This is a genomic window from Lelliottia nimipressuralis (genome assembly GCF_004115925.1).
Classification (GTDB): Bacteria; Pseudomonadota; Gammaproteobacteria; order Enterobacterales; family Enterobacteriaceae; genus Enterobacter; species Enterobacter nimipressuralis.
In genome coordinates this window covers 64,024-85,615 of sequence record NZ_SDDX01000002.1, presented here as the reverse complement: position 1 = coordinate 85,615, position 21,592 = coordinate 64,024, and the positions used below count along the sequence as shown (strand labels likewise).

The following is a 21,592-nucleotide window of genomic DNA, read 5'->3' as shown; positions in this document are numbered from 1 at the left end:
CTCAGGGAGAGGGCAGAAATGAGAGGAGTCAGACCGCGCGTTTCCCCAACGGTACCACCAGCGGCGTACCCGCCACCGGATCGTCAATAATCATGCAGCGCATGCCGTAAATCCGCTCGATAAGCTCCGGCGTGACTATCTCTTTCGGCGCACCTTGCGCCACAATCTTCCCGTCGCGAAGCGCAATCAGGTGCGTGGCGTAGCGGCACGCCTGGTTGAGGTCGTGCAAAACTGCCGCGAGCGTATACCCCTGGGTGCGATTCAGATCGCTCAGCAGTTCCAGTAGATCAATCTGATGGCTGATATCCAGCCAGGTAGTCGGCTCGTCGAGCAGCATGATCGCGGTTTCCTGCGCCAGCACCATCGCAATCCACGCGCGCTGCCGCTGGCCGCCGGACAGCGTATCGACACTCTGCGTCGCCAAATCCGTAATGCCTGTTGCCTGCATCGCGCGCGCAACGGCCTCTTCATCCTCTTTGCGCCAGCGGGTAAACAGCGGCTGATGCGGATAGCGCCCGCGAGCCACCAGCTCGTGCACCGTAATATCCCCCGGTGTGGTGGCGTTTTGCGCCAGCAGACCAATCCGACGCGCGACCTCTTTGCTGGCAAAACTCTGGATCTGCTCGCCGTCGAGAAACACGCTGCCGTGCTGGGGCGTCATCAGGCGGCTCAGGGTGCGCAGTAGCGTCGATTTTCCGCAGCCGTTCGGGCCGATAATCGCCGTGAAATGGCCGTCAGGAATTGAGACGCTCAGGTCGTCGACCACGATTTTTTTACCGTAACCGAGGGTCAGTTTTTCGCCGCGCAAGCGGGAGGTGATGGCATTCATTTCTTGCGGGACTCCTGGACTAACAAGACGATGAGGTAAATCCCGCCAAGACTGACGGTCACCACCCCCACCGGAAGTTGATAAGGCATAAACAGCTGCTGGGCGCAAAGATCGGCGGCCAGTAAAAGTAATGCGCCGCACAGGGCTGCCTGGGTTACGCCCCAGCGCGCGGTGCCGCTGATGCGTCGCGCAATGTGCGGAGCGACCAGGGCAATAAACGAAATCGGGCCAGCGATGGCGGTGGAGGCGGCGGTTAATACCACGGCGACCAGCATCAGCGTCAGGCGAGAACGCTCCACGCTGACGCCCAGCGCACAGGCGCTGTCATCGCCCATCTCCAGCAGCCGCATTCGGCGCACCAGCAGCCAGGCACAGATAAACATCAGGGCGATGATCGGCGTGGCGGGCAGGGTTTTGGCCCACGTCAGGCCGTTGAGCGAACCTGCGTTCCACAGCCCCGCAGAGAGGGACGTTTCCAGCGAGGCGTGCAGCAACAGCCAGGTGTTGAAAGCCATCAGCATGGCGCGAATGCCGATGCCGATAATGATCAGGCGGAAGGTTTCGATACCGTTGCGCCAGGCAAGCGCCCAGACTAACAGCGAGGTGAGAATACCGCCTGCCATCGCCGCAAACGCAATCGCCGTCAGATGCTGACCAAACAGCACCATCGCCACCAGCACGCCGCTCCACGCCCCGGTGTTGAAGCCCATCACGTCCGGGCTGCCGAGCGGGTTACGCAGCAGAGACTGGAAAATCGCGCCGCTCACACCCAGCGCGGCGCCGACCAGAATCGCCATCATCACGCGCGGCAGACGCCACTCCGTCACCACCATGGTGATATTGCGCGGTGCGCTGCCGGTGAGGGCGTTAAACACCTGGCTGAAATCGAGGATCACCGCGCCGCTGCGCAGGCTCCAGACGGCAATCAGCAGGCTGGCGGCCACCAGCAGCAGGCAGGAGAAAACTAAACGTCGGGACGGGGCCATCACAGGGCACCTCCGCGCTGGCGTCGAACCAGGAAAATCAGCACTGGCGCGCCGATAAAGGCGCTGACCACCGAGACGCGCAGTTCGCCCGGTACCAGCACGCGGCCCAGAATATCGGCAAACAGCAGCAGCGTCGGCGTAGCGAGCAGCGTGACCGGCAGCAACCAGCGGTGATCGGACCCGACAATCCAGCGCGCCATGTGCGGCATCATCAGGCCAATAAAGGCAATCGGGCCGACGACTGCCGTTGCGCTGCCGCACAGCACGGTGATCGCCAGTAAACCGAGCAGCTGCGTACGCGCCACGCGGCTGCCGAGCGCGGTGGCGGTATCTGTTCCGAGGCTCAGGCTGTTCAGCGCCCGGCTGGAGAAGAGCGCGATGGCGGCGGCGATCAGCACCGGCAGCGTCACCACTTTCAGAGTTTGTAGCGTGCGAATATCCAGCGAACCGGCCTGCCAGAAGCGCAGCTGATCCCAGACGTCCGGGTTGAGCAGGGCGATGCCGCTGGACAGACCTTCGAGTACCGCGCCGAGCGCCACGCCCGCCAGCGTCAGACGGACCGGGCTAAGCTGGCCGCCACCCTGGCTGCCGGTAAAGGCCACCAGCAAGGACGCGGCGAGGGCGCCGCAGAAGGCCATCAGCAGTTGTTCGCCGGGGGAGGAAAAACCAAACAGCGCCGCGCCGAGGACGATAGCAAAACTGGCACCGGCGTTAACGCCGAGAATGCCGGGGTCGGCGAGGGGATTGCGGGTCAAGGTTTGCATCAGCGCACCGGCGAGGCCAAGCGCCGCACCGGCCAGCAGCCCGGCAAGGGTGCGCGGCAGACGGGCGTCCAGCACAATAATGCAGTCTGCGCGTTGGCAGGTACCGGACAGGGCATCGACGATCGTGGATGCGGGCAGCGGTTTCGCGCCAACCAGCAGGCTGAGTGCAACAGCAAGAATGAGTAACAACAATAAAACGGGCACGGCAGCGGCGCGCACCGTCAAAGAGGAAGACGACATAGCAACATCCATGATTTGATAATGATAGTAATTATCGTTATCTATCTTATTTGGCTATGTTAGCATGTGCGGCCATGGAATTGGTAGAAAGTTAGACCACAAGGCCTTGTCATGAATCAAAAATCCTGGCTGCTCAACCTCAGCCTGCTGAAAACGCATCCGGCGTTTCGCGCCGTGTTTATCGCCCGTTTTATCTCCATTTTATCCCTTGGCCTGCTTGGCGTTGCCGTTCCGGTGCAGATCCAGGCCATGACTCACTCCAGCTGGCTGGTCGGGCTTTCCGTCACGTTAACGGGCAGCGCAATGTTTATCGGCCTGATGGTCGGCGGCGTGCTGGCGGACCGCTACGAGCGTAAAAAACTGATCCTGCTGGCGCGCGGCACCTGCGGCGTGGGCTTCGTCGGGCTGTGCCTGAACGCCTTGCTGCCGGAGCCGTCGCTTATCGCCATTTACGCGTTAGGACTGTGGGATGGGTTCTTTGCCTCGCTGGGCGTGACGGCACTGCTGGCGGCGACGCCAGCGCTGGTTGGGCGTGAAAATCTGATGCAGGCCGGGGCGATTACGATGCTCACCGTGCGTCTGGGTTCGGTGATTTCGCCGATGGTCGGCGGCCTGCTGCTGGCGACCGGGAATGTTGCCTGGAACTACGGGCTGGCGGCGGCGGGGACCTTTATTACCACGCTCACCTTGCTGCGCCTGCCGCTGTTACCCCCTCCGCCGCAGCCGCGCGAACACCCGTTAAAATCGCTGATGGCGGCGATCCGTTTTCTGTTCAGCAATCCGCTGATTGGCGGGATCGCCCTCCTCGGCGGGCTGCTTACGATGGCAAGCGCGGTGCGCGTGCTTTATCCGGCGCTGGCGATAGAGTGGCAGATGAGCGCCTCGCAGATCGGCCTGCTGTACGCGGCGATCCCGCTCGGTGCGGCGTTTGGGGCCCTGACCAGTGGCAATCTGGCGCACAGTGCGCGGCCTGGACTGATCATGTTGTCGGCGACGCTGGCCTCGTTTATCGCCATCGCTTTCTTTAGCCTGATGCCATTCTGGGCGCTGGGCGTGGTATGTCTGGCGCTGTTTGGCTGGCTGAGTGCGGTGAGTTCTTTGCTGCAATACACCCTGATTCAGACCCAGACGCCGGAAGGCATGCTCGGGCGGATCAACGGCCTGTGGACCGCGCAGAACGTCACGGGCGATGCAATTGGCGCGGCGATTTTAGGCGGGCTGGGGGTGATTATGACCCCGGTGGCGTCGGCGAGCAGCAGCGGTTTTGTGTTGGCCATCGTCGGGGGGATTTTATTGATGACGCTGGCAGAGTTACGCCGGTTCCGTCAGGAACCCGTTGTGATTGAAGAAGTATAAAATGCAGTGCCCGGTCAGGCGCAACCGCCACCGGGCACAACCGTCTTTGCTATTTGAATAACGCCTCTAAACGCTGCAACACCAGCATCGCACTGTAGTAATCCAGGCGGAAGGTCTCCGTGCCGAGCGCCCAGACGCGTTTGTTTTGCACCGCCGGCAGATGGGCCAGCAGCGGGTTGGCGTAAATCGCATCCACATCTTTCTGGTCGCCCGCAAACAGGAACAATCCTTCTCCGTTCAGACCCGTCGCCAGGTTTTCACCGCCCAGCTGGATAATATCGTGGCGTTGGCCCTGGCTTTTGGACGTGTGTAGCCCGGCAGGCAGTTCAGCCAGCTGGAAGCCGAGCTGTTGCAGGAATTTGCCCTGCGCCGATTCGGTGGTCCACAGGTTCGCGCTGTGCGCAGCGGCGGTGTAGACGATGGCGTTTACCGGCTGTGGCGGCAGCTTCATTTTCTGTTTCACCTGCGCCAGCTGCGTGTCGAATTCCGCGATGCGGGCGGCAGCCTGCTTTTCCTGCCCGGTGATCGTGCCGAGCTGCGTCAGCAGTTCCTGCCAGCTTTTATCGTCGTAGTTAATCACCAGTGTCGGCGCGATGGCCGAAAGCTGATCGTAGAGCGCGAGGGCTGAATCGCCGCCGGTGGCGCTGATCAGGATCAGATCCGGCATTTGCGCGGCCACGGCTTCTGCGCTCGGTTCGCCAATATAGAGGCGAGAGAGTTTTCGTGCTTTGGCGATATCGCCCCACTGGCGCATAAAGCCCTGCGCATCCGCCACGCGGTTGTTAGGGGTGGTGGCACCGCTGGCAATGACCGGCGCGTCAATCGCCAGCAGCGAGCCGGTGAGGGTCACGCTGGTGGAAACAATGCGGGTCGGTTTGCTTTCGAGGGTGTGCGTACCGTGGCTGTCGCTCACCTGACGCGGCCAGTCGGCGGCGGTGGCTGAGGTTAGTCCTAAAACAAAAAGTCCTGCGAAAAGCAGGGTTTGACGACAAACGGCAGGGAGTTTCACAAAGCGGCATCCTGTTTTTGTTGAGGTTAATGCTTCTCATTTTCATGAATGCGCCGAAGGGATGCAAGCGATAGTCGCACAAGATGCGCTGTCGGCGGTTGACACCGTCGCGCTCTGCTATTAGGTTAGCCATCGAAAATATAAATGATAATTATTCGTACTGCGTTTATCATTTTTAAGGAGGATGATATGGATACGTCATTGGCTGAGGAAGTTCAGCACACCGCGACCACGCTGCAATCAGACAGCTTTTTCTTTATGTCGCCTTATCGCAGTTTTACCACGTCAGGCTGTTTTGCCCGTTTTTCTGAATCCGCCGTTGGCGGCGACGATCCGGCAGGTGCCTTCCAGCAAAAGCTGGCGCAGGCGTTTCAGCATGCCAAAGACAGCGGAATAAGCCATCCGATTATGGTCGGCGCTATTCCGTTCGATACCCGCAAACCGTCGTCACTGTTTATTCCGCAAAACTGGCAGACCTTTTCCCGCCCGGCGCGACAAAAATCCGCGCGCTATCTCCCAGGGGCGCAGGAGCTGTCCGTCACCCGACGCACCGAAATCCCCCCTCAGCCCGTTTTCGAAGAGATGGTGGCCCGTGCCGCTGCGCTCACCGCTACGCCGCAGGTCAATAAAGTGGTGCTGTCGCGCCTGATTGATATCGCCGCTGACCAGAAGATTGACAGCGGGGCGCTGCTCGAGCGCCTGATCGCACAAAACCCGGCGAGTTTTAACTTCCACGTGCCGCTCGAAGACGGCGGTGTGCTGCTGGGTGCAAGCCCGGAGCTGCTGCTGCGCAAAGAGGGGGCGCATTTTAGCTCGCTGCCGCTGGCCGGTTCCGCGCGTCGTCAGCCGGACGACATGCTGGATCGCGAAGCCGGTAACAAGCTGCTGGCCTCGGAAAAAGATCGCCACGAGCATGACCTGGTCACGCAGGCGATGAAAACTGTGCTCGAAAAACGCAGCCATCACCTGACCATGCCCTCTTCCCCGCAGCTGGTGACGACGCCGACGCTCTGGCATCTGGCGACGCCGGTGGAGGGCGAAGCGCACGACAACGAAAACGCCCTGACGCTGGCGTGCCTGCTGCACCCGACACCCGCCCTGAGCGGTTTCCCGCATCAGGCGGCGAAACAGCTGATTGCGGAGCTGGAGCCGTTCGATCGCGAACTGTTTGGCGGCATCGTCGGCTGGTGCGACAGCGAAGGTAACGGCGAGTGGGTGGTGACGATCCGCTGCGCGCGCATTCATCAGAATTCTGTTCGCCTGTTCGCGGGCGCGGGCATTGTCCCGGCCTCTTCACCGGTCGGTGAGTGGCGCGAAACCGGGGTGAAACTCTCCACCATGCTGAACGTTTTTGGTCTGCACTGAGGAACCATCATGAGCATTCCCTTTACCCGCTGGCCCGAAGACTTTGCCCGGCGCTACCGCGAAAAAGGCTACTGGCAGGATCTGCCTCTGACCGATATTTTGACCCGCCACGCCGGGAGCGAGGCGACGGCGATTATCGACGGCGAGCGTCAGTACACTTACCGCCAGTTCCATCAGGCCGTCAACAATCTCGCCTCCGCGTTGCAGGCGCAGGGCGTGAAACGCGGTGAAACGGCGCTGGTGCAGCTCGGCAATGTCGCCGAGTTTTACGTCACCTTCTTCGCGCTGCTGCAGGTGGGCGTTGTACCCGTAAATGCCCTGTTCAGCCATCAGCGCAGCGAACTGAACGCCTACGCCGCGCAGATTGAACCGGCGCTGCTGATTGCCGATCGCCAGCACGCGCTGTTCGCGGGCGATGAATTCCTGAATACCTTTGTCGACCAGCACCGCTCCGTGCGTGTGGTGTTGCTGCGCGGCGATACGGGCGAACATGCGCTGGAAGCTGCAATTGCGCGCCCGGCGGATAACTTTATCGCCAGCACAACTCCGGCCGACGAAGTGGCCTTTTTCCAGCTCTCCGGCGGCAGTACCGGCACGCCGAAGCTCATCCCGCGCACGCACAACGATTACTACTACAGCATTCGTCGCAGCAACGAGATTTGCGCCATCAACAGCCAGACGCGCTACCTGAACGCGCTGCCTGCCGCGCATAACTACGCCATGAGTTCCCCTGGCTCGCTGGGCGTGTTCCTCGCGGGCGGCTGCGTGGTGCTGGCCACCGATCCGAGCGCCACGCTCTGCTTCCCGCTGATCGAAAAACATCAGATTAACGTCACCTCGCTGGTGCCTCCAGCGGTCAGCCTGTGGTTGCAGGCGATTGCCGAAGGAGCGGGCAATGCACAGCTCGCCTCGCTGGCGCTGCTGCAGGTGGGCGGGGCGCGTTTGTCTGCGACCCTTGCCGCACGTATTCCGGCGGAGATTGGCTGCCAGCTGCAGCAGGTGTTTGGCATGGCGGAAGGGCTGGTGAACTACACGGCGCTCGACGATTCCCCGGAAAAAATCATGAACACCCAGGGCCGTCCGATGTGTCCGGACGATGAAGTGTGGGTGGCCGATGAACAGGGCAATCCTCTGCCTCGCGGCGAAGTGGGACGTCTGATGACGCGCGGGCCGTACACGTTCCGTGGCTATTTCAACAGCCCGGAGCACAACGCCAGCGCCTTTGACGCCGACGGTTTTTACTGCTCCGGCGATCTGATCGCCATCGATGAACAGGGTTACATCACCGTTCAGGGGCGCGAAAAAGATCAGATCAACCGTGGGGGCGAGAAGATTGCCGCCGAAGAGATCGAAAACCTGCTTCTGCGCCACGACGCGGTCATTCATGCGGCGCTTGTCAGCATGGAAGACAGCCTGCTCGGCGAGAAAAGCTGTGCGTATCTGGTGGTGAAAACCCCGCTGCGAGCGGTGGAGGTACGGCGTTTCCTGCGTGAGCAGGGCGTGGCGGATTTCAAGCTGCCGGATCGTGTCGAGAGCGTGGATGCGCTGCCGCTGACGCCGGTAGGAAAAGTGGACAAGAAACAATTGCGCCTGTGGCTGGCCGAACGCGCCCAGGGCTGAGGAGTTAAAAATGGCAATTCCAAAATTAACCGGTTATGCGCTGCCAACGGCGGCCGATCTGCCAGACAACAAAGTGAGCTGGGCGTTTGAGCCGGAGCGCGCGGCGCTGCTGATCCACGATATGCAGGAATATTTCCTCAACTTCTGGGGCGATAACTGCCCGATGATGGAGCAAGTGGTGGCGAACATCGCCCAACTGCGCGATTACTGCAAAAAGCACAACATTCCGGTCTACTACACCGCGCAGCCGAAAGAGCAGAGCGATGAAGATCGCGCCCTGCTGAACGACATGTGGGGACCGGGCCTGACCCGTTCACCGGAGCAGCAGCGCATTGTCGCGGCGCTTACCCCGGACGAAGCAGATACGGTGCTGGTGAAATGGCGCTACAGCGCGTTCCACCGCTCGCCGCTGGAACAGATGCTGAAAGAGACGGGCCGCAATCAGCTGCTGATCACCGGTGTGTACGCGCACATCGGCTGTATGACGACCGCGACCGATGCTTTCATGCGTGATATCAAACCGTTCTTTATCGCTGACGCACTGGCCGATTTCAGCCGCGAAGAGCACCTGATGTCCCTCAAATACGTGGCGGGCCGAACCGGTCGCGTTGTGATGACTGACGAACTGCTGCCGTCAGTGCCGGCAAGCAAAGAGGCTCTGCGCGCCGTCGTGCTGCCGCTGCTGGATGAGTCCGACGAGCCGATGGATGACGAAAACCTGATCGATTACGGTCTGGACTCCGTGCGCATGATGGCTCTCGCGGCTCGCTGGCGCAAAGTGCATGGCGATATCGACTTCGTGATGCTGGCAAAAAACCCGACCATTGATGCCTGGTGGGCGCTGCTTTCCCGCGAGGTGAAGTGATGGCAGGATTCGATTTTACCGGCAAAACCGTCTGGGTGACGGGGGCCGGAAAAGGCATCGGGTACGCCACCGCGCAGGCCTTTGTGGAGGCGGGCGCGCGGGTGACGGGCTTTGATCTCGCTTTTCCCGAGCAGGATTACCCGTTTGCCACCGAAGTGCTGAACGTAGCGGATGCCACCGAGGTGAACGAGGTTTGCGGGCGCGTGCTGGCGACCATCGATCGCCTCGACGTGCTGGTTAACGCGGCAGGGATTTTGCGCATGGGCGCGACGGATCAGCTCTCGCAGGACGACTGGCAGCAGACTTTTGCGGTTAACGTCGGTGGGGCGTTCAATCTGTTCCAGCAGACGATGGGCCAGTTCCGCCGTCAGCAGGGCGGGACGATTGTGACGGTCGCCTCTGACGCTGCGCATACGCCGCGCATCGGCATGAGCGCGTATGGCGCGTCGAAAGCAGCGCTGAAAAGCCTGGCCCTGACGGTCGGGCTGGAGCTGGCGGGCAGCGGCGTACGCTGCAATATTGTCTCGCCTGGCTCGACGGATACGGACATGCAGCGCACGTTGTGGGTGAGCGACGACGCCGAGCAGCAGCGCATTCGTGGGTTTGGCGAGCAATTTAAGCTTGGCATTCCGCTGGGTAAAATCGCGCGTCCCCATGAAATTGCCAACACCATTCTGTTCCTCGCTTCGGATCTGGCCAGCCACATCACGCTGCAGGATATCGTGGTGGACGGCGGTTCAACCCTGGGGGCGTAGATGATCTGGAAACGTCATTTGTCCCTCGAAGAGCTGAACGCCACCAGTCACAACACCATGGTGGCGCACCTCGGGATGGTTTACACGCGTATCGGTGACGACACGCTGGAAGCGGAAATGCCGGTCGATGCGCGAACGCATCAGCCGTTTGGTCTGCTGCACGGCGGGGCTTCGGCGGCGCTGGCGGAGACGCTCGGTTCAATGGCCGGTTTTCTGATGACCCGCGACGGGCAAAACGTGGTGGGTACGGAGCTGAACGCCACCCATCATCGCGCCGTGTCACAGGGCAAAGTGCGCGGTGTGTGTCAGCCGCTGCACCTGGGGCGTCAGAACCAAAGCTGGGAGATCGCGATCTTTGACGAGCAGGGGCGGCGCTGCTGTACCTGCCGGTTAAGTACGATGGTGCTCGGGTAATTTGGTTGCGTGGGATTGCCCGGTAAGCGTACAGCCACCGGGCAATCTTCGTCTTACAGCATTGAAACCACCCGCTTTAACAGGCGAATGCGTGGCTCAATCGAGGCTTTATCCAGCCACTCGGCTGGGCTATGGAAACCGGCACCGATCGGCCCGAAGCCGTCGAGAGTCGGAATGCCGAGCGCTGCCGTATGGTTGGCATCGCTGCCTCCGCCCACGGCCTGCCAGGTGATGTCGATTCCTTCCTCTTTGCCAGCCTTTTCCACCTGCTGCATCAGCGCCTGAGTCGCTTCGCTGGCCGCCATTGCAGGCTTGTGATTAACGCGGGTAAGCGTGGTCGTCACTCCCTTCAGAAAACCGTTTTCGCATAGGGCGGTGAGCGCGCGATGCACACGGGTGTCTTCGTCATTTTCCCAGAAACGCACATCAAGCTCCGCGACGGCGCTGTCCGCCACCACGTTTGCCGCGCTTCCGCCGTTGATCACCCCGACGTTGAGGGTGGTGCCGCGATCCCAGTCTGCCAGGGCATTGATGGCGATAACGCTGTTAGCGAGGGCGGTGATCGCCGAACGGCCTTTCTCCGGATCGTTCCCCGCGTGCGCCGCCACGCCGCTAAACGTCAGATGATATCCGGCCATCCCTTTACGGGCTTTCACCAGTGAGCCGTCGGCGCGGGCGGCTTCGCACACCAGCACGCAGCGGGCGCGTTTCGCCAGTCCGCCGATCCATTCGTGAGAGTAAACTGAGCCGGTCTCTTCGTCCGGATTCATCGCCACGGCAATAGAAAGACGCGCTTTGTCAGCAGCATCCAGTTCGCGCATCGCCCACAGAATATTGAGTAACCCGCTTTTCATGTCCGAGACGCCCGGCCCGTACAGACGGGTATCATCCTCGCTCATCGGGCGCTCCGCGACGGTGCCCGGCGCAAAGACCGTATCCAGATGGCCCACCAGCAGGACATCCAGCTTTTCTGCGTCGGGTTTATTGCAGACCAGCACGCCGGGACCGACCTGCTCGCCAAGATTTACGCGCTCGGTGTGCCAGCCCTCCTGCTGCCACAGTGATTCCATAATGCCGGCAACGGTGGCAACACCTGCCAGAGTCTGGGTCCCGCAGTCTACGTTCACCAGGGTTTTCAGTTCGTTGATGTAATGGTCAAGATTCATGGTTCCGTCCTGTTCAGAGAATAATGCGCATCAGCAGCATGGCTAAGAAGGCGTTGATGACCGAAATGGCAATCATCAGAGGAATGCGTTTGGCGCGGGTTCCGATCACGCCAAGAATGCGGCCCAGATACTGGACCTGAGAACCCATCAGATAGATGGCCGGGGCGAGGATCGCCAGATGTTCGCCGCTCAGAATGCCTTTATCAAACAAGCCGATAGCGACACCAATACCGCCGCCCATCGACATCCAGCCGCCAATCAGCACTGCGGCCGCTTCACCCGGCAGGCCGAACAGCCCCATCAGCGGGGCGAAAATCATCCCCAGCCCTTTGAGTGCGCCGGTGATCTCCAGCGCTTTGATGATGATAAAAGCCATCACCACGTTCGGCAGGGTACTGCTGGTGGCGATGCTCCAGCCTTTACGCGCACCCTCGACAAAAACATCGGTAATGACGGGATTGGATTGCGGTGCACTCATGAGGCTTCTCCTTCTGCCTGTTGGGCCACGGCGGCTTTGTTACCGGTGAGTAAGAGGATCAGGCGCAGGATGTTGGCGCCGACGATTTTCATGATGAACATTACGGCAACACAAGTGCCGATGGAGGTCGGGACGGCGGCGGTGCCGTCTATTGCGATCAGGGTGAATAAAATGGCGCCGGAGGAGAAGAAGTTAGTGATCATCGCCCCCGCCGAGAACTGGAACATCGCAAAGACGTCTTTCTCGTTTTCGCTGATTTGCCCTTCATCGGCGAGATTACGGGTGAGCGACGCGCCGACATCGGTGCTTTGCAGGCTGCCGATCAGCGCCAGTCCGGTGGTGCCCGGAATGCCAATCAGCGGGCGCAGCAGAGGCGTCAGAAGTTTACGTGCCGCCCGTAGCGCACCGTAATGTTCCAGCACGTTGATCATGCCGAGTGCGAACATCACCGCCGGAATCAGCCCCAGTGCAAACAGAAATCCGTCCATCGCGCCGCTGCCGCCGGTACCGCGAAAGGCGCTGGTCGCCGTGGTCAGGGTACCGTCTTCGAGGCTGGCTTTGCTGACCACTTTGCCGAAAGCCCCGTTGAGCGTGGTGAAATCAAACACGCCGTACCACTCTTTTCCCCCTAACAGGCCGGAGAAGAAAACGGCGGCGAAAGCCAGCGCAAAATAGGCGCCGGGCCCTACCTTATAGTCCTGAGGTATTGAACTTTTCATATCCTTTTCCTTGTTAACGTGCGAATACACAAGGGTATTTTGTTGATTATTTGCTCAGATAAGATGATTCAAATCATTTCGACAGGGAGCTTTGCCAGGAAAAAACCAAAAATGTGACGGGGGAGGAGAGAGGAAAACGCACGCGGAAGGCACGAAAGTGATCCGCTTAACACTGTGGCGTAAATATCTGGTTTGACCACACATTATTGCGTTTCAGAGTTGTTAAATTTTAAGCAGTGATCTAGAAACAAAATGTAACATCTCACTGTTTCACGCTAACGGACAACAACTATGAACAACTCAGGGAAATACCTCATCTGGGCAGTGCTCTCCGTTGTGGGCGCATTTGCTCTGGGCTATATCGCCCTCAACCGTGGTGAACAGATCAATGCGCTATGGATTGTCGTCGCTTCCGTCTGCATTTATCTGATCGCGTATCGTTTTTACGGGCGCTTTATTGCTGACAAAGTGTTGGCGGTAGATGGCACGCGCATGACACCTGCGGTTCGTCATAACGACGGGCTGGACTACGTCCCGACGGATAAAAAAGTGCTGTTCGGCCACCATTTTGCGGCGATTGCCGGGGCGGGGCCGCTCGTCGGGCCGGTGCTGGCGGCGCAGATGGGCTATCTCCCTGGGATGATCTGGATCCTCGCGGGCGTGGTGCTGGCCGGTGCGGTGCAGGATTTTATGGTGCTGTTCGTCTCGACCCGCCGCGACGGTCGCTCGCTCGGTGAGCTGGTGAAAGAGGAGATGGGCGCAACGGCCGGAGTGATCGCCCTGATCGCCACCTTTATGATCATGGTGATCATTCTGGCGGTGCTGGCGATGATCGTGGTGAAAGCCCTGACCCACAGCCCGTGGGGAACGTACACCGTGGCCTTTACCATCCCGCTGGCGATTTTCATGGGGATCTACATTCGCTATATCCGCCCTGGGCGCATTGGTGAAGTGTCGGTGATTGGTCTGTTCTTCCTGGTCTTCGCGATTATCTCCGGCGGCTGGGTAGCGGAAAGCCCGACCTGGGCGCCGTACTTTGATTTTACTGGCGTGCAGCTGACCTGGATGCTGGTGGGCTACGGTTTTGTGGCGGCGGTTCTGCCGGTCTGGCTGCTGCTGGCTCCGCGCGATTACCTCTCCACCTTCCTCAAAATCGGTACTATCGTGGGGCTGGCGATCGGGATTCTGATCATGCGCCCGACCCTGACGATGCCGGCGCTGACCAAATTTATCGACGGCACCGGCCCGGTCTGGACCGGTAACCTGTTCCCGTTCCTGTTCATCACCATCGCCTGTGGTGCCGTCTCGGGCTTCCATGCCCTGATCGCATCAGGCACCACGCCGAAGATGCTGGCCAATGAAAATCAGGCCTGCCTGATTGGCTACGGCGGTATGCTGATGGAGTCCTTCGTCGCGATTATGGCGCTGGTCTCTGCCTGCATTATCGATCCGGGCGTGTACTTTGCGATGAACAGCCCAATGGCGGTGCTGGCGCCGGCCGGAACCGTTGACGTGGTAGCCTCTGCGGCGCAGGTGGTGAGCGGCTGGGGCTTTGCGATTACGCCGGAAACCCTGACCCATATCGCTAACGAAGTGGGGGAGCAGTCGATTATCTCCCGTGCGGGTGGTGCGCCGACGCTGGCGGTGGGGATGGCCTATATTCTGCACGGCGCGCTCGGCGGGCTGATGGATGTGTCGTTCTGGTATCATTTCGCCATTCTGTTCGAGGCGCTGTTTATTCTGACGGCGGTGGATGCGGGGACGCGCGCGGCGCGCTTTATGCTGCAGGATCTGCTGGGGGTGATTTCGCCGAACCTCAAACGCACGGATTCGCTACCCGCCAACCTGCTGGCAACGGCGCTGTGCGTGCTGGCGTGGGGTTACTTCCTCCATCAGGGGGTCGTCGATCCGCTCGGCGGGATCAATACCCTGTGGCCGCTGTTCGGTATCGCTAACCAGATGCTGGCAGGCATGGCGCTGATGCTCTGCGCGGTGGTGCTGTTCAAAATGAAGCGTCAGCGTTACGCGTGGGTGGCGCTGCTGCCAACGGCGTGGCTGCTGATCTGCACGCTCACCGCAGGCTGGCAGAAAGCGTTTAGCCCGGACAACAAAGTCGGTTTCCTCGCGATCGCCAATAAATTCCAGGCGATGATCGACAGCGGCAAGATCCCGGCGCAGTATACGGAGTCGCAGCTGTCACAGCTGGTGTTTAATAACCGTCTGGATGCCGGGCTGACAATCTTCTTTATGGTGGTGGTTGTGGTGCTGGCGTTGTACTCTCTGAAGACCGCGCTGGCGGCACTGAAAGAAGACAAGCCGACCGCGAAAGAGACGCCATACGAGCCGATGCCAGAAAATCTGGATGAGATTGTGGTTCAGGCAAAAGGGGCACATTAATCATCATGCCGGGTGGCGCTTGCGCTCACCCGGCCTGCTATTTTCACCACTCCGGGAACCGAATCATGTTCGATACCTTATCCAAAGCAGGGAAATACCTCGGCCAGGCGGCCAAAATGATGATCGGCGTGCCGGACTATGACAATTATGTCGAGCATATGCGGGTTACGCATCCGGACCAGACGCCAATGACCTACGAGGAATTTTTCCGCGATCGTCAGGACGCCCGTTACGGCAGCAAAGGTGGGGCGAAGTGCTGTTAACCCTCTTTCGGGTGATACAGACTGATCTGCTCCTGCGTGCAGCCATAAATGGCCGCAAGTTTTTCACGCGTGCGCTTTTGCGGGCGTGAGTCGAGCGCCTCGAGTTGTGAAACGGCAGACTGACTGATGCCCAGTTTGTCGGCAACGTCCTGTTGAGATAAGCCGCGCAAAATACGCCATGCAGCCTGCAAACTGACGTTTTCTTTATGCATCACGTCGCAGACATCACCCGGTAGCTCGACATCATCATAGGTATCGTGCTCACACTCGATATCTTCCAGATCGCTATCCCTCTCGTCATCGTTTTCCGACAGCTGTAAACACATGCGCGAATATTCATGCCAGGGGATCACCACAAACTGCGTTGTTCCTTCTTCATCCTGAATTAGCTGAACAGCCATAGTGCACAATCTCCTCATGCAGATAAGTGGTTGAGGTTCTGCGTTTTTTGACCAACAAATCGATTTGAATCTACGCACTTTACACCCACAGTTTTTATAAGGAAATAATAAGACTATTAGACAATTTCCGAATTTCTTATGGGCACTGTCAGGCACAGAATTTGCGGGTGAAAGAGGCAAAATAGAAGGCTGCGAGGCCCCTCGCAAGCGCTCTGTCAGGCGACAGAGGCGTGCAAAAAACCTGGAATCAGGGCGGCAAAAAAGTCTCAGGCATTGAGGCCGCCATCCACATCCAGACCGGTGCCGGAGATTTGTCCTGCCGCCGAGCTTGCCAGGAAGGTGACCGCCGCCGCGATATCTTCCGGCTGGCCGTAATGACCGATGGCGATCAGCTGGCGCTGAGAGTCGGCCTGCTCGCCATCTTCCGGGTTCATGTCGCTATTGGTAGGGCCGGGATGGACCAGATTGACGGTGATGCCGCGCGGTCCCAGATCGCGGGCCAGACCTCGGGTCAGGGAGTTAAGCGCCGATTTCGTCATGGAATAGACTGCAATGCCCGGCTGGGCGACGCGGTTGGCGAGACAGCTGCCGATATTGATGATGCGACCGCCGTCAGACAGATGGACCAGCGCGGCCTGAGTGGCGATCACCACGCCGCGAATGTTGACGTTGATAAGGGCATCAATGTCCGCAAGCGTCATGGACTCCAGCGGACCGCCGCGCGCAATCCCGGCGTTATTGACCAGAATATCCAGCCCACCGAGCGTGCGTGCCGCCTGCGTAACGGCATCCTGAATGGCCTCTGCGCTGGCGCTGTCTGCCTGAATGGCCTCGCTGTTGCGTCCCAGCGCCGCTATCTCTGCGGCGACGGCCTGGGCTTTATCAGCGGATTTTTCATACGTAATAACCACGTCGGCCCCGGCCTGAGCCAGGGATAGCGCGATGGCACGGCCCAAACCACGACTGGCACCAGTAACCAGCGCCTTCTTACCCGTTAAATCGATCTGCATGATGACCTCGTTGCGAGAGTGGTGAGAATCATCATTAGGTATAGACGGTCGAAGCGATTAGCGGCTGAGGTTTTCCACCTTCACCAATGCGGCGTAAAGCGACTCGGGCGTAAGTGTCACCGGCAGAGAGTGAATCGACTCTACCGGGCGCAGCGTATGGGCGATCACCTTATCCAGTTCAGCGCGGTTGTTAATATCCACCTCCAGTTCGCGAAGGGTCGTTGGCAGATGAAAACGCTGATACGACGCAATTAACTGCGCGAGAACATCGTCCTGACCGAGCAGGGCGCTCTGCACCAGAATGCCGTAGGCCACTTTGGTGCCGTGGAGGAATTTTTCGGTCTGCGGCAGAACCGTTAAACCGTTATGCACCGCATGCGCGGCCGCCACGCGGGTATAGCGCTCGCCCAGCCCGCCAACCATCCCGCCACCGGCGATAATGGCGTCGACCACATCGCGAAACGCCTGAGTTTGTTCGCCGCGCGCCTGATCGGCCAGCGCCTGCTCGCTGCTCTCCAGCAGCACGTCGCGGATCGCCAGCGCGCCGTTAATGCCAAGCCGCACCGTCAGAGGCAGCGCTTCCGGTTTCGGTGCCAGCACCACCGCTTCGTACCATTTCGCCAGCGTGTCGCCGATACCCGCCAGCAGGTATTCCGCCGGGGCGTTGAGGATAATCTGTGGCTCGACCAGCACCAGGAAGTTGGCGTCATCGAATATCTCAAACTGAAGCGCCTGACCGGCGTCGTTGTACCACACGGACAGCGGCGTCCAGGCCGCGCAGGTGGCGGCGATAGTCGGAATGCCAACGAACGGCGCACCCAGACGACGCGCCACGGCTTTGACCGTGTCCATCACTGCGCCGCCGCCCACGCCGATCACCACGCTGACGTCATCGCCCGCGTCATTCACCAGATGGGTGACATCGCGCTCGCTGCAGTGGCCTTTAAACAGCAGATGCTTCGCGCCTGCGGCGTGGAAGCTGTCAGGCAGGAACGGGCGGGCACCTTCGATGGCGCGCTCACCGTAAATCCACACCGCGCGGGACAGCTGTTCCGGGGTGAAGAAATCGCTCAGGCGCGCAAGGCTGCCGTTGTGGGAGAAATAGTTTGCCGGGCCGGGTACGACGCGAATATCAGTGTGACTCATGAGGGTGTCCTTTTTGCGAAGCGCTAACCCGATGTTATGTCTGGACATCCGGATGGCTAATAATATTTAGCTTTATCTTATGCCTTTTCTATCATTGCCAGTCAACCCGAGCTGTGAAAAATTCCATAAATCAAAATATTAAATAAGAAGGAATGACAGCGGATGGGTTCCAGTCGCCTTGAGATGCGCGGTATCAGCCTGGCCTTTTCCGGCTTTCAGGCATTGTCGCGCGTGGATTTCACCCTGACGGGCGGTTCTGTCCATGCGCTGACGGGGGCCAACGGGGCAGGGAAATCGACGCTGATGGCGGTGCTCTGCGGCACGCATGACCACTACGAGGGCGAGATCAGCATTAATAATCAGCCAGTGGCCATTCGTGAACCGCTGGACGCCAAACGGCTGGGCATTCACCTGGTGCAGCAGGAGGTGGACGTGGCGCTGATCCCGGGCCTCAGTATCGCCGAAAACATTATGCTCGATAATCTGGCGCAGCCGGGCCATCGCTACCGCTGGCGCGCGATTCGCGAGCAGGCGCAGCAGGCCCTGGCGCAGCTGGATATCTCCCTTAATGTCCGTCGTTCCATCGATAGCTGCACCCTCGCCGAAAAGCAGCAAATTCTGCTGGCGCGGGCGTTGTCGCATCACTGTCGTTTTCTGATTCTGGATGAGCCGACCGCACCGCTGGACGCGCACGAAAGCGAGCGCCTGTTCGCGGTGGTCCGACGCCTGCAACAGCAGGGGATCGGCGTGGTGTTTATCTCCCATCGCATTCATGAGCTGAAAGCCATTTGCGACACCTTAACGGTGCTGCGCGACGGCAAGCTGATTGAGTCCGGGCCGATGGCTTTACTCTCCGGTGAAGATATCGTCGAGAAGATGCTCGGTCATGAGCTGAGTGATATTTATCCGCCTGCGCGACCGCCGCACAGTGACGAAACCTTGCTGCGCGTGGAAGGGCTGCACGACGAAGCGCTGCTGAAAGATATCTCCCTGCACCTGCGCAAGGGCGAAATTCTTGGCATTGCCGGGCTTGCCGGGGCAGGTAAAACCGAGCTGTGCAAAGCGCTGTTTGGCGCAACGAAAAGCCGTGTCGATCGCGCAGAGCTGAACCATCAGCCGTGGCAGCCGCGCGATCCGGCGGACTCTGTGCTGCGCGGGCTGGCGCTGGTGCCGGAAGAGCGGCGCAAAGAGGGCATTTTTATCGACGAGCCGGTGAGCATGAATCTGGCCGTTAGCGCAGATCACAGCTTCTCGCGCTGGAGCCTGTTTGGACATCGTCAGGCGTGGCGCTGGGCTGAGGAGGTGATCGCCCGCGTCGGTATTCGTGCGCGGGGGCCGGGGCAGGTTTTACGTCGTCTGTCAGGCGGCAATCAGCAGAAAGTGGCGATTGGCAAATGGCTGCGCGGCAACGCCAGCGTACTGATTTTTGACGAGCCGACCAAAGGCGTGGACGTGAAGGCCAAAACCGATCTGTTCCAGCTGATTGATGGCCTGGCGCGCGAAGGCAAAGGGGTGATTTATGCCTCTGGCGAATTCGCCGAGCTGGTGGGATTGTGCGATCGCATCTGCGTGCTGTGGGACGGGCGCATCGTGGCGGAAGTCGCCGGGGTGCAGGCCCGCGAAGAGACATTACTTTATTATTCAACCGGAGGTACGGCGTCGTGAGCAAGGCCCTTTCAGTGAATGCGACGGCGTCGGGCCGTCAGCAGTTTTTCGATTTTCTCTACAAATGGGGCATGTTGCTGACCGTTGTCGCGCTGGTGGCGATTTTTGGCATCGCATCGGACAACTTCCTCGATCCTTTTAACATCATCAATATCTTACGCTCCATCGCCATTGTGACTGTGATTGCCATCGGGTGTCGATCTCCCTGACCGTCGGCGGGTTTGATCTCTCCGTAGGCTCGACGGCGTCGCTGGCCAATGCGCTGGTGATTTCACTCTTCGTCTGGCACGGCTACGGCACCACCGAGTCGATTCTGATCACCCTGGCGCTCTGTACGCTGGTCGGGCTGTTTAACGCCTTCCTGATTGTCATCCTGCGGATTCCGGACATGCTGGCGACCCTCGCCAGTCTGTTTGTGATTCAGGGCGTGGCGATGACCTACAGCTACGGCGGATCGATTACCGAAAACATGGTGCTGCCGAGCGGCGACATGGCTGAAGGGACTATTCCGGCGGCGTTCGGGCTGCTCGGCCAGGTGCCGACCATTGTGATCATCATGCTGGTGGTGACGGTGCTGGCGCAGCTGGGCCTCTCCCTGACCACCCACGGACGACGCATGTACGCCATCGGCGGAAACCCGGAAGCGGCGCGTCTGTCTGGAATTCGCACCACGCGCTACAAAGTGGCGGCGTATGTGATTGCCTCTCTGCTGGCCGGGTTAGGCGGCATTTTGCTGGCGTCACGCATTGGATCTTCTCAGGTCAATGCGGGCGGCGGTTATCTGATGGACGCGGTAGCCGCGGCGTGGATTGGCTTCTCGCTGGCGGGTTCCGGTAAACCCAACGCACTGGGAACTCTGGTGGGGGCGGTGATTTTAGGCGTGCTGTCGAACGGGCTGGTAATGCTCTCGGTTCCGTATTACGCCATGGACATTATAAAAGGGCTGGTGCTGGCAGTGGCACTGGCGATTACCTACATACAAAAACGTTAACAACACAATGGGATAACAGAATGAAGAAAATAGCACTCTCTTTGGTGGCGCTGGGGTTACTGACCGCGTTACCGGGTTACGCGGCCACCCCAGCACCCGTTCCGGCGGCGATTGCAAATCATGACGGACCGATTCGTATCGCGGTGATCCGCAACCTTGGCTCCGACGACAACACCACGCAGTTTGTCTCGGGCGCGATTCAGGAAGGGAAAAAGCTCGGCTTTAAAGTCAGCACCTTTTTAAGCAACGGCGATGACGCCAAATTCCAGGATTTCGTCAACCAGGCCATCAGCCAGAAATATGACGGGATTATTCTCTCCCAGGGCCGCGATCCCTACTCCACGGCGCTGGTGAAAAAGGCCGTGGATGCCGGGATCAAAGTGGCGGTGTTTGATACGGCCGTCAACGGTGAGATTCCGGGCGTGACCGTCACCCAGCAGGATGATGCCTCCCTGACGAATCTCTCCTTCGGCCAACTGGCGAAAGATTTCAACGGCAAAGCCAATATTATCAAGCTGTGGGTCGCGGGTTTCCCGCCGATGGAGCGCCGTCAGGCGGCGTACCAGGCGCTGCAAAAAGAGTATCCGGGCATCAAAGAGCTGGAGTCGATCGGCGCGGTGTCCTCTGACGTGCAGGGCGATACGGCGAACAAAGTGGGCGCGGTGTTGGCGAAGTACCCGAAAGGCCAAATCGATGCGATCTGGGGAACCTGGGATGCCTTCAGCCAGGGTGCTTACAAAGCGCTGAAAGAGAATGGTCGCACCGAGATCAAACTCTACAGCATCGATATTTCGAACCAGGATCTGCAGCTGATGCGTGAATCCGGCAGCCCGTGGAAAGTGAGCGTGGCGGTTGATCCAAAACTGATTGGTGCCACTAACGTGCGCCTGATCGCCAATAAAATCGCAGGTGAAACCACGCCAGCCACCTACGACTTTAAAGCAGCGGCAATTCCGCAGGCGCTGCTGGCGGCCCAGCCGGGTGCGGTCAATGTGGCATCACTTGGGAAAATCATTCCGGGCTGGGGCCAGACCGAAGATTTCGTCGCGCCGTGGTTTGCGACCCTGGAAGCGAAGAGCAAATAATATTGCCCGGTGGCGCTGCGCTAACCGGGCCTACGTTCTGTAGGCCGGAGAAGGCGTAGCCGCCATCC

The 21,592-nt window shown here is 59.6% G+C and carries 20 protein-coding genes and 1 pseudogene; 11 read left to right on the top strand and 10 right to left on the bottom strand.

Features of this window, described 5'->3' with window-relative positions:
* Positions 1 to 28: 28 nt before the first annotated feature.
* From fepC to fepD, 3 genes are read right to left on the bottom strand one after another with little or no spacing between them, the layout of a single operon-like run.
* Positions 29 to 829: an iron-enterobactin ABC transporter ATP-binding protein gene (gene fepC / locus ETG88_RS02865; protein ID WP_100777277.1), complete on the bottom strand. Its 801-nt coding sequence runs from the start codon at positions 827 to 829 to the stop codon at positions 29 to 31.
* Positions 826 to 1,818, bottom strand: coding sequence for an iron-enterobactin ABC transporter permease (gene fepG / locus ETG88_RS02860; protein WP_129034504.1), 993 nt, complete (start codon positions 1,816 to 1,818; stop codon positions 826 to 828). The genes fepC and fepG overlap by 4 nt, the downstream gene beginning before the upstream one ends.
* The gene (gene fepD / locus ETG88_RS02855) at positions 1,815 to 2,819 is read right to left on the bottom strand and encodes a Fe(3+)-siderophore ABC transporter permease (protein ID WP_123429307.1); all 1,005 of its coding nucleotides are present in this window, start codon (positions 2,817 to 2,819) and stop codon (positions 1,815 to 1,817) included. Before fepD ends, fepG begins: the two co-directional genes overlap by 4 nt.
* Positions 2,820 to 2,930: 111 nt before the next feature.
* Between fepD and entS the strand changes: the two genes are divergently transcribed.
* Positions 2,931 to 4,175: an enterobactin transporter EntS gene (entS, locus tag ETG88_RS02850; RefSeq protein ID WP_129034502.1), complete on the top strand. Its 1,245-nt coding sequence runs from the start codon at positions 2,931 to 2,933 to the stop codon at positions 4,173 to 4,175.
* Between the two features lie 49 nt (positions 4,176 to 4,224).
* Here entS and fepB read toward each other — a convergent pair whose 3' ends face one another.
* Positions 4,225 to 5,184, bottom strand: coding sequence for a Fe2+-enterobactin ABC transporter substrate-binding protein (fepB, locus tag ETG88_RS02845; protein ID WP_129034500.1), 960 nt, complete (start codon positions 5,182 to 5,184; stop codon positions 4,225 to 4,227).
* Positions 5,185 to 5,373: 189 nt separating this feature from the next.
* Between fepB and entC the strand changes: the two genes are divergently transcribed.
* From entC to entH, 5 genes are read left to right on the top strand one after another with little or no spacing between them, the layout of a single operon-like run.
* Positions 5,374 to 6,549, top strand: a complete 1,176-nt coding sequence (gene entC, locus ETG88_RS02840; RefSeq protein ID WP_102104209.1) for an isochorismate synthase EntC — start codon at positions 5,374 to 5,376, stop codon at positions 6,547 to 6,549.
* 9 nt (positions 6,550 to 6,558) lie between these two features.
* Positions 6,559 to 8,169, top strand: coding sequence for a (2,3-dihydroxybenzoyl)adenylate synthase EntE (entE, locus tag ETG88_RS02835; protein ID WP_129034498.1), 1,611 nt, complete (start codon positions 6,559 to 6,561; stop codon positions 8,167 to 8,169).
* A gap of 10 nt (positions 8,170 to 8,179) precedes the next feature.
* Positions 8,180 to 9,034 carry an isochorismatase gene (locus ETG88_RS02830; RefSeq protein WP_100777270.1) on the top strand — a complete coding sequence of 285 codons (855 nt, stop codon included), beginning with the start codon at positions 8,180 to 8,182 and terminating at the stop codon, positions 9,032 to 9,034.
* On the top strand, positions 9,034 to 9,789 hold the full coding sequence (gene entA / locus ETG88_RS02825; RefSeq protein ID WP_129034497.1) for a 2,3-dihydro-2,3-dihydroxybenzoate dehydrogenase EntA: 756 nt from the start codon (positions 9,034 to 9,036) through the stop codon (positions 9,787 to 9,789). Before ETG88_RS02830 ends, entA begins: the two co-directional genes overlap by 1 nt.
* Positions 9,790 to 10,203 (top strand): proofreading thioesterase EntH, encoded by a 414-nt coding sequence (entH, locus tag ETG88_RS02820; protein ID WP_100777268.1) that lies wholly within the window; start codon positions 9,790 to 9,792, stop codon positions 10,201 to 10,203.
* 53 nt (positions 10,204 to 10,256) lie between these two features.
* Here entH and ETG88_RS02815 read toward each other — a convergent pair whose 3' ends face one another.
* The 3 genes from ETG88_RS02815 to ETG88_RS02805 are packed head-to-tail and all read right to left on the bottom strand — an operon-like array spanning position 10,257 to position 12,566.
* Positions 10,257 to 11,369, bottom strand: a complete 1,113-nt coding sequence (locus ETG88_RS02815) for a M20 family metallopeptidase (protein ID WP_123429301.1) — start codon at positions 11,367 to 11,369, stop codon at positions 10,257 to 10,259.
* A gap of 13 nt (positions 11,370 to 11,382) precedes the next feature.
* A complete protein-coding gene (locus tag ETG88_RS02810) occupies positions 11,383 to 11,847 on the bottom strand; it encodes a YjiG family protein (protein ID WP_100777266.1) in 465 nt (154 codons plus the stop codon).
* A complete protein-coding gene (locus ETG88_RS02805) occupies positions 11,844 to 12,566 on the bottom strand; it encodes a nucleoside recognition domain-containing protein (protein ID WP_100777265.1) in 723 nt (240 codons plus the stop codon). Before ETG88_RS02805 ends, ETG88_RS02810 begins: the two co-directional genes overlap by 4 nt.
* 291 nt (positions 12,567 to 12,857) lie before the next feature.
* On the opposite strand from ETG88_RS02805, the gene cstA reads away from it, so the two are divergent.
* Together cstA and ETG88_RS02795 are read left to right on the top strand one after the other, a co-directional pair.
* On the top strand, positions 12,858 to 14,963 hold the full coding sequence (cstA, locus tag ETG88_RS02800) for a pyruvate/proton symporter CstA (protein WP_100777264.1): 2,106 nt from the start codon (positions 12,858 to 12,860) through the stop codon (positions 14,961 to 14,963).
* 65 nt (positions 14,964 to 15,028) lie between these two features.
* Positions 15,029 to 15,226: a YbdD/YjiX family protein gene (locus ETG88_RS02795; protein ID WP_100777263.1), complete on the top strand. Its 198-nt coding sequence runs from the start codon at positions 15,029 to 15,031 to the stop codon at positions 15,224 to 15,226.
* Here ETG88_RS02795 and ETG88_RS02790 read toward each other — a convergent pair.
* The 3 genes from ETG88_RS02790 to ETG88_RS02780 all read right to left on the bottom strand — a co-directional run bounded on the left by ETG88_RS02790 (position 15,223) and on the right by ETG88_RS02780 (position 17,783).
* The gene (locus ETG88_RS02790; protein ID WP_129034496.1) at positions 15,223 to 15,627 is read right to left on the bottom strand and encodes a helix-turn-helix domain-containing protein; all 405 of its coding nucleotides are present in this window, start codon (positions 15,625 to 15,627) and stop codon (positions 15,223 to 15,225) included. The genes ETG88_RS02795 and ETG88_RS02790 overlap by 4 nt on opposite strands.
* A 266-nt stretch (positions 15,628 to 15,893) precedes the next feature.
* Positions 15,894 to 16,637 (bottom strand): SDR family NAD(P)-dependent oxidoreductase, encoded by a 744-nt coding sequence (locus ETG88_RS02785; RefSeq protein WP_129034495.1) that lies wholly within the window; start codon positions 16,635 to 16,637, stop codon positions 15,894 to 15,896.
* 57 nt (positions 16,638 to 16,694) lie between these two features.
* Positions 16,695 to 17,783 carry an oxidoreductase gene (locus tag ETG88_RS02780; protein ID WP_100777260.1) on the bottom strand — a complete coding sequence of 363 codons (1,089 nt, stop codon included), beginning with the start codon at positions 17,781 to 17,783 and terminating at the stop codon, positions 16,695 to 16,697.
* A 162-nt stretch (positions 17,784 to 17,945) separates the two neighbouring features.
* Here ETG88_RS02780 and ETG88_RS02775 point away from each other — a divergent pair, with 162 nt between their 5' ends.
* From ETG88_RS02775 to ETG88_RS02765, 3 genes and pseudogenes are all read left to right on the top strand, one after another.
* Positions 17,946 to 19,448, top strand: coding sequence for a sugar ABC transporter ATP-binding protein (locus tag ETG88_RS02775; RefSeq protein WP_129034494.1), 1,503 nt, complete (start codon positions 17,946 to 17,948; stop codon positions 19,446 to 19,448).
* Positions 19,445 to 20,439 (top strand): annotated as a pseudogene (locus tag ETG88_RS02770) (ABC transporter permease). The gene ETG88_RS02775 and the pseudogene ETG88_RS02770 overlap by 4 nt, the downstream one beginning before the upstream one ends.
* A 20-nt stretch (positions 20,440 to 20,459) precedes the next feature.
* On the top strand, positions 20,460 to 21,524 hold the full coding sequence (locus tag ETG88_RS02765) for a sugar ABC transporter substrate-binding protein (RefSeq protein ID WP_100777257.1): 1,065 nt from the start codon (positions 20,460 to 20,462) through the stop codon (positions 21,522 to 21,524).
* Positions 21,525 to 21,592 lie beyond the last annotated feature (68 nt).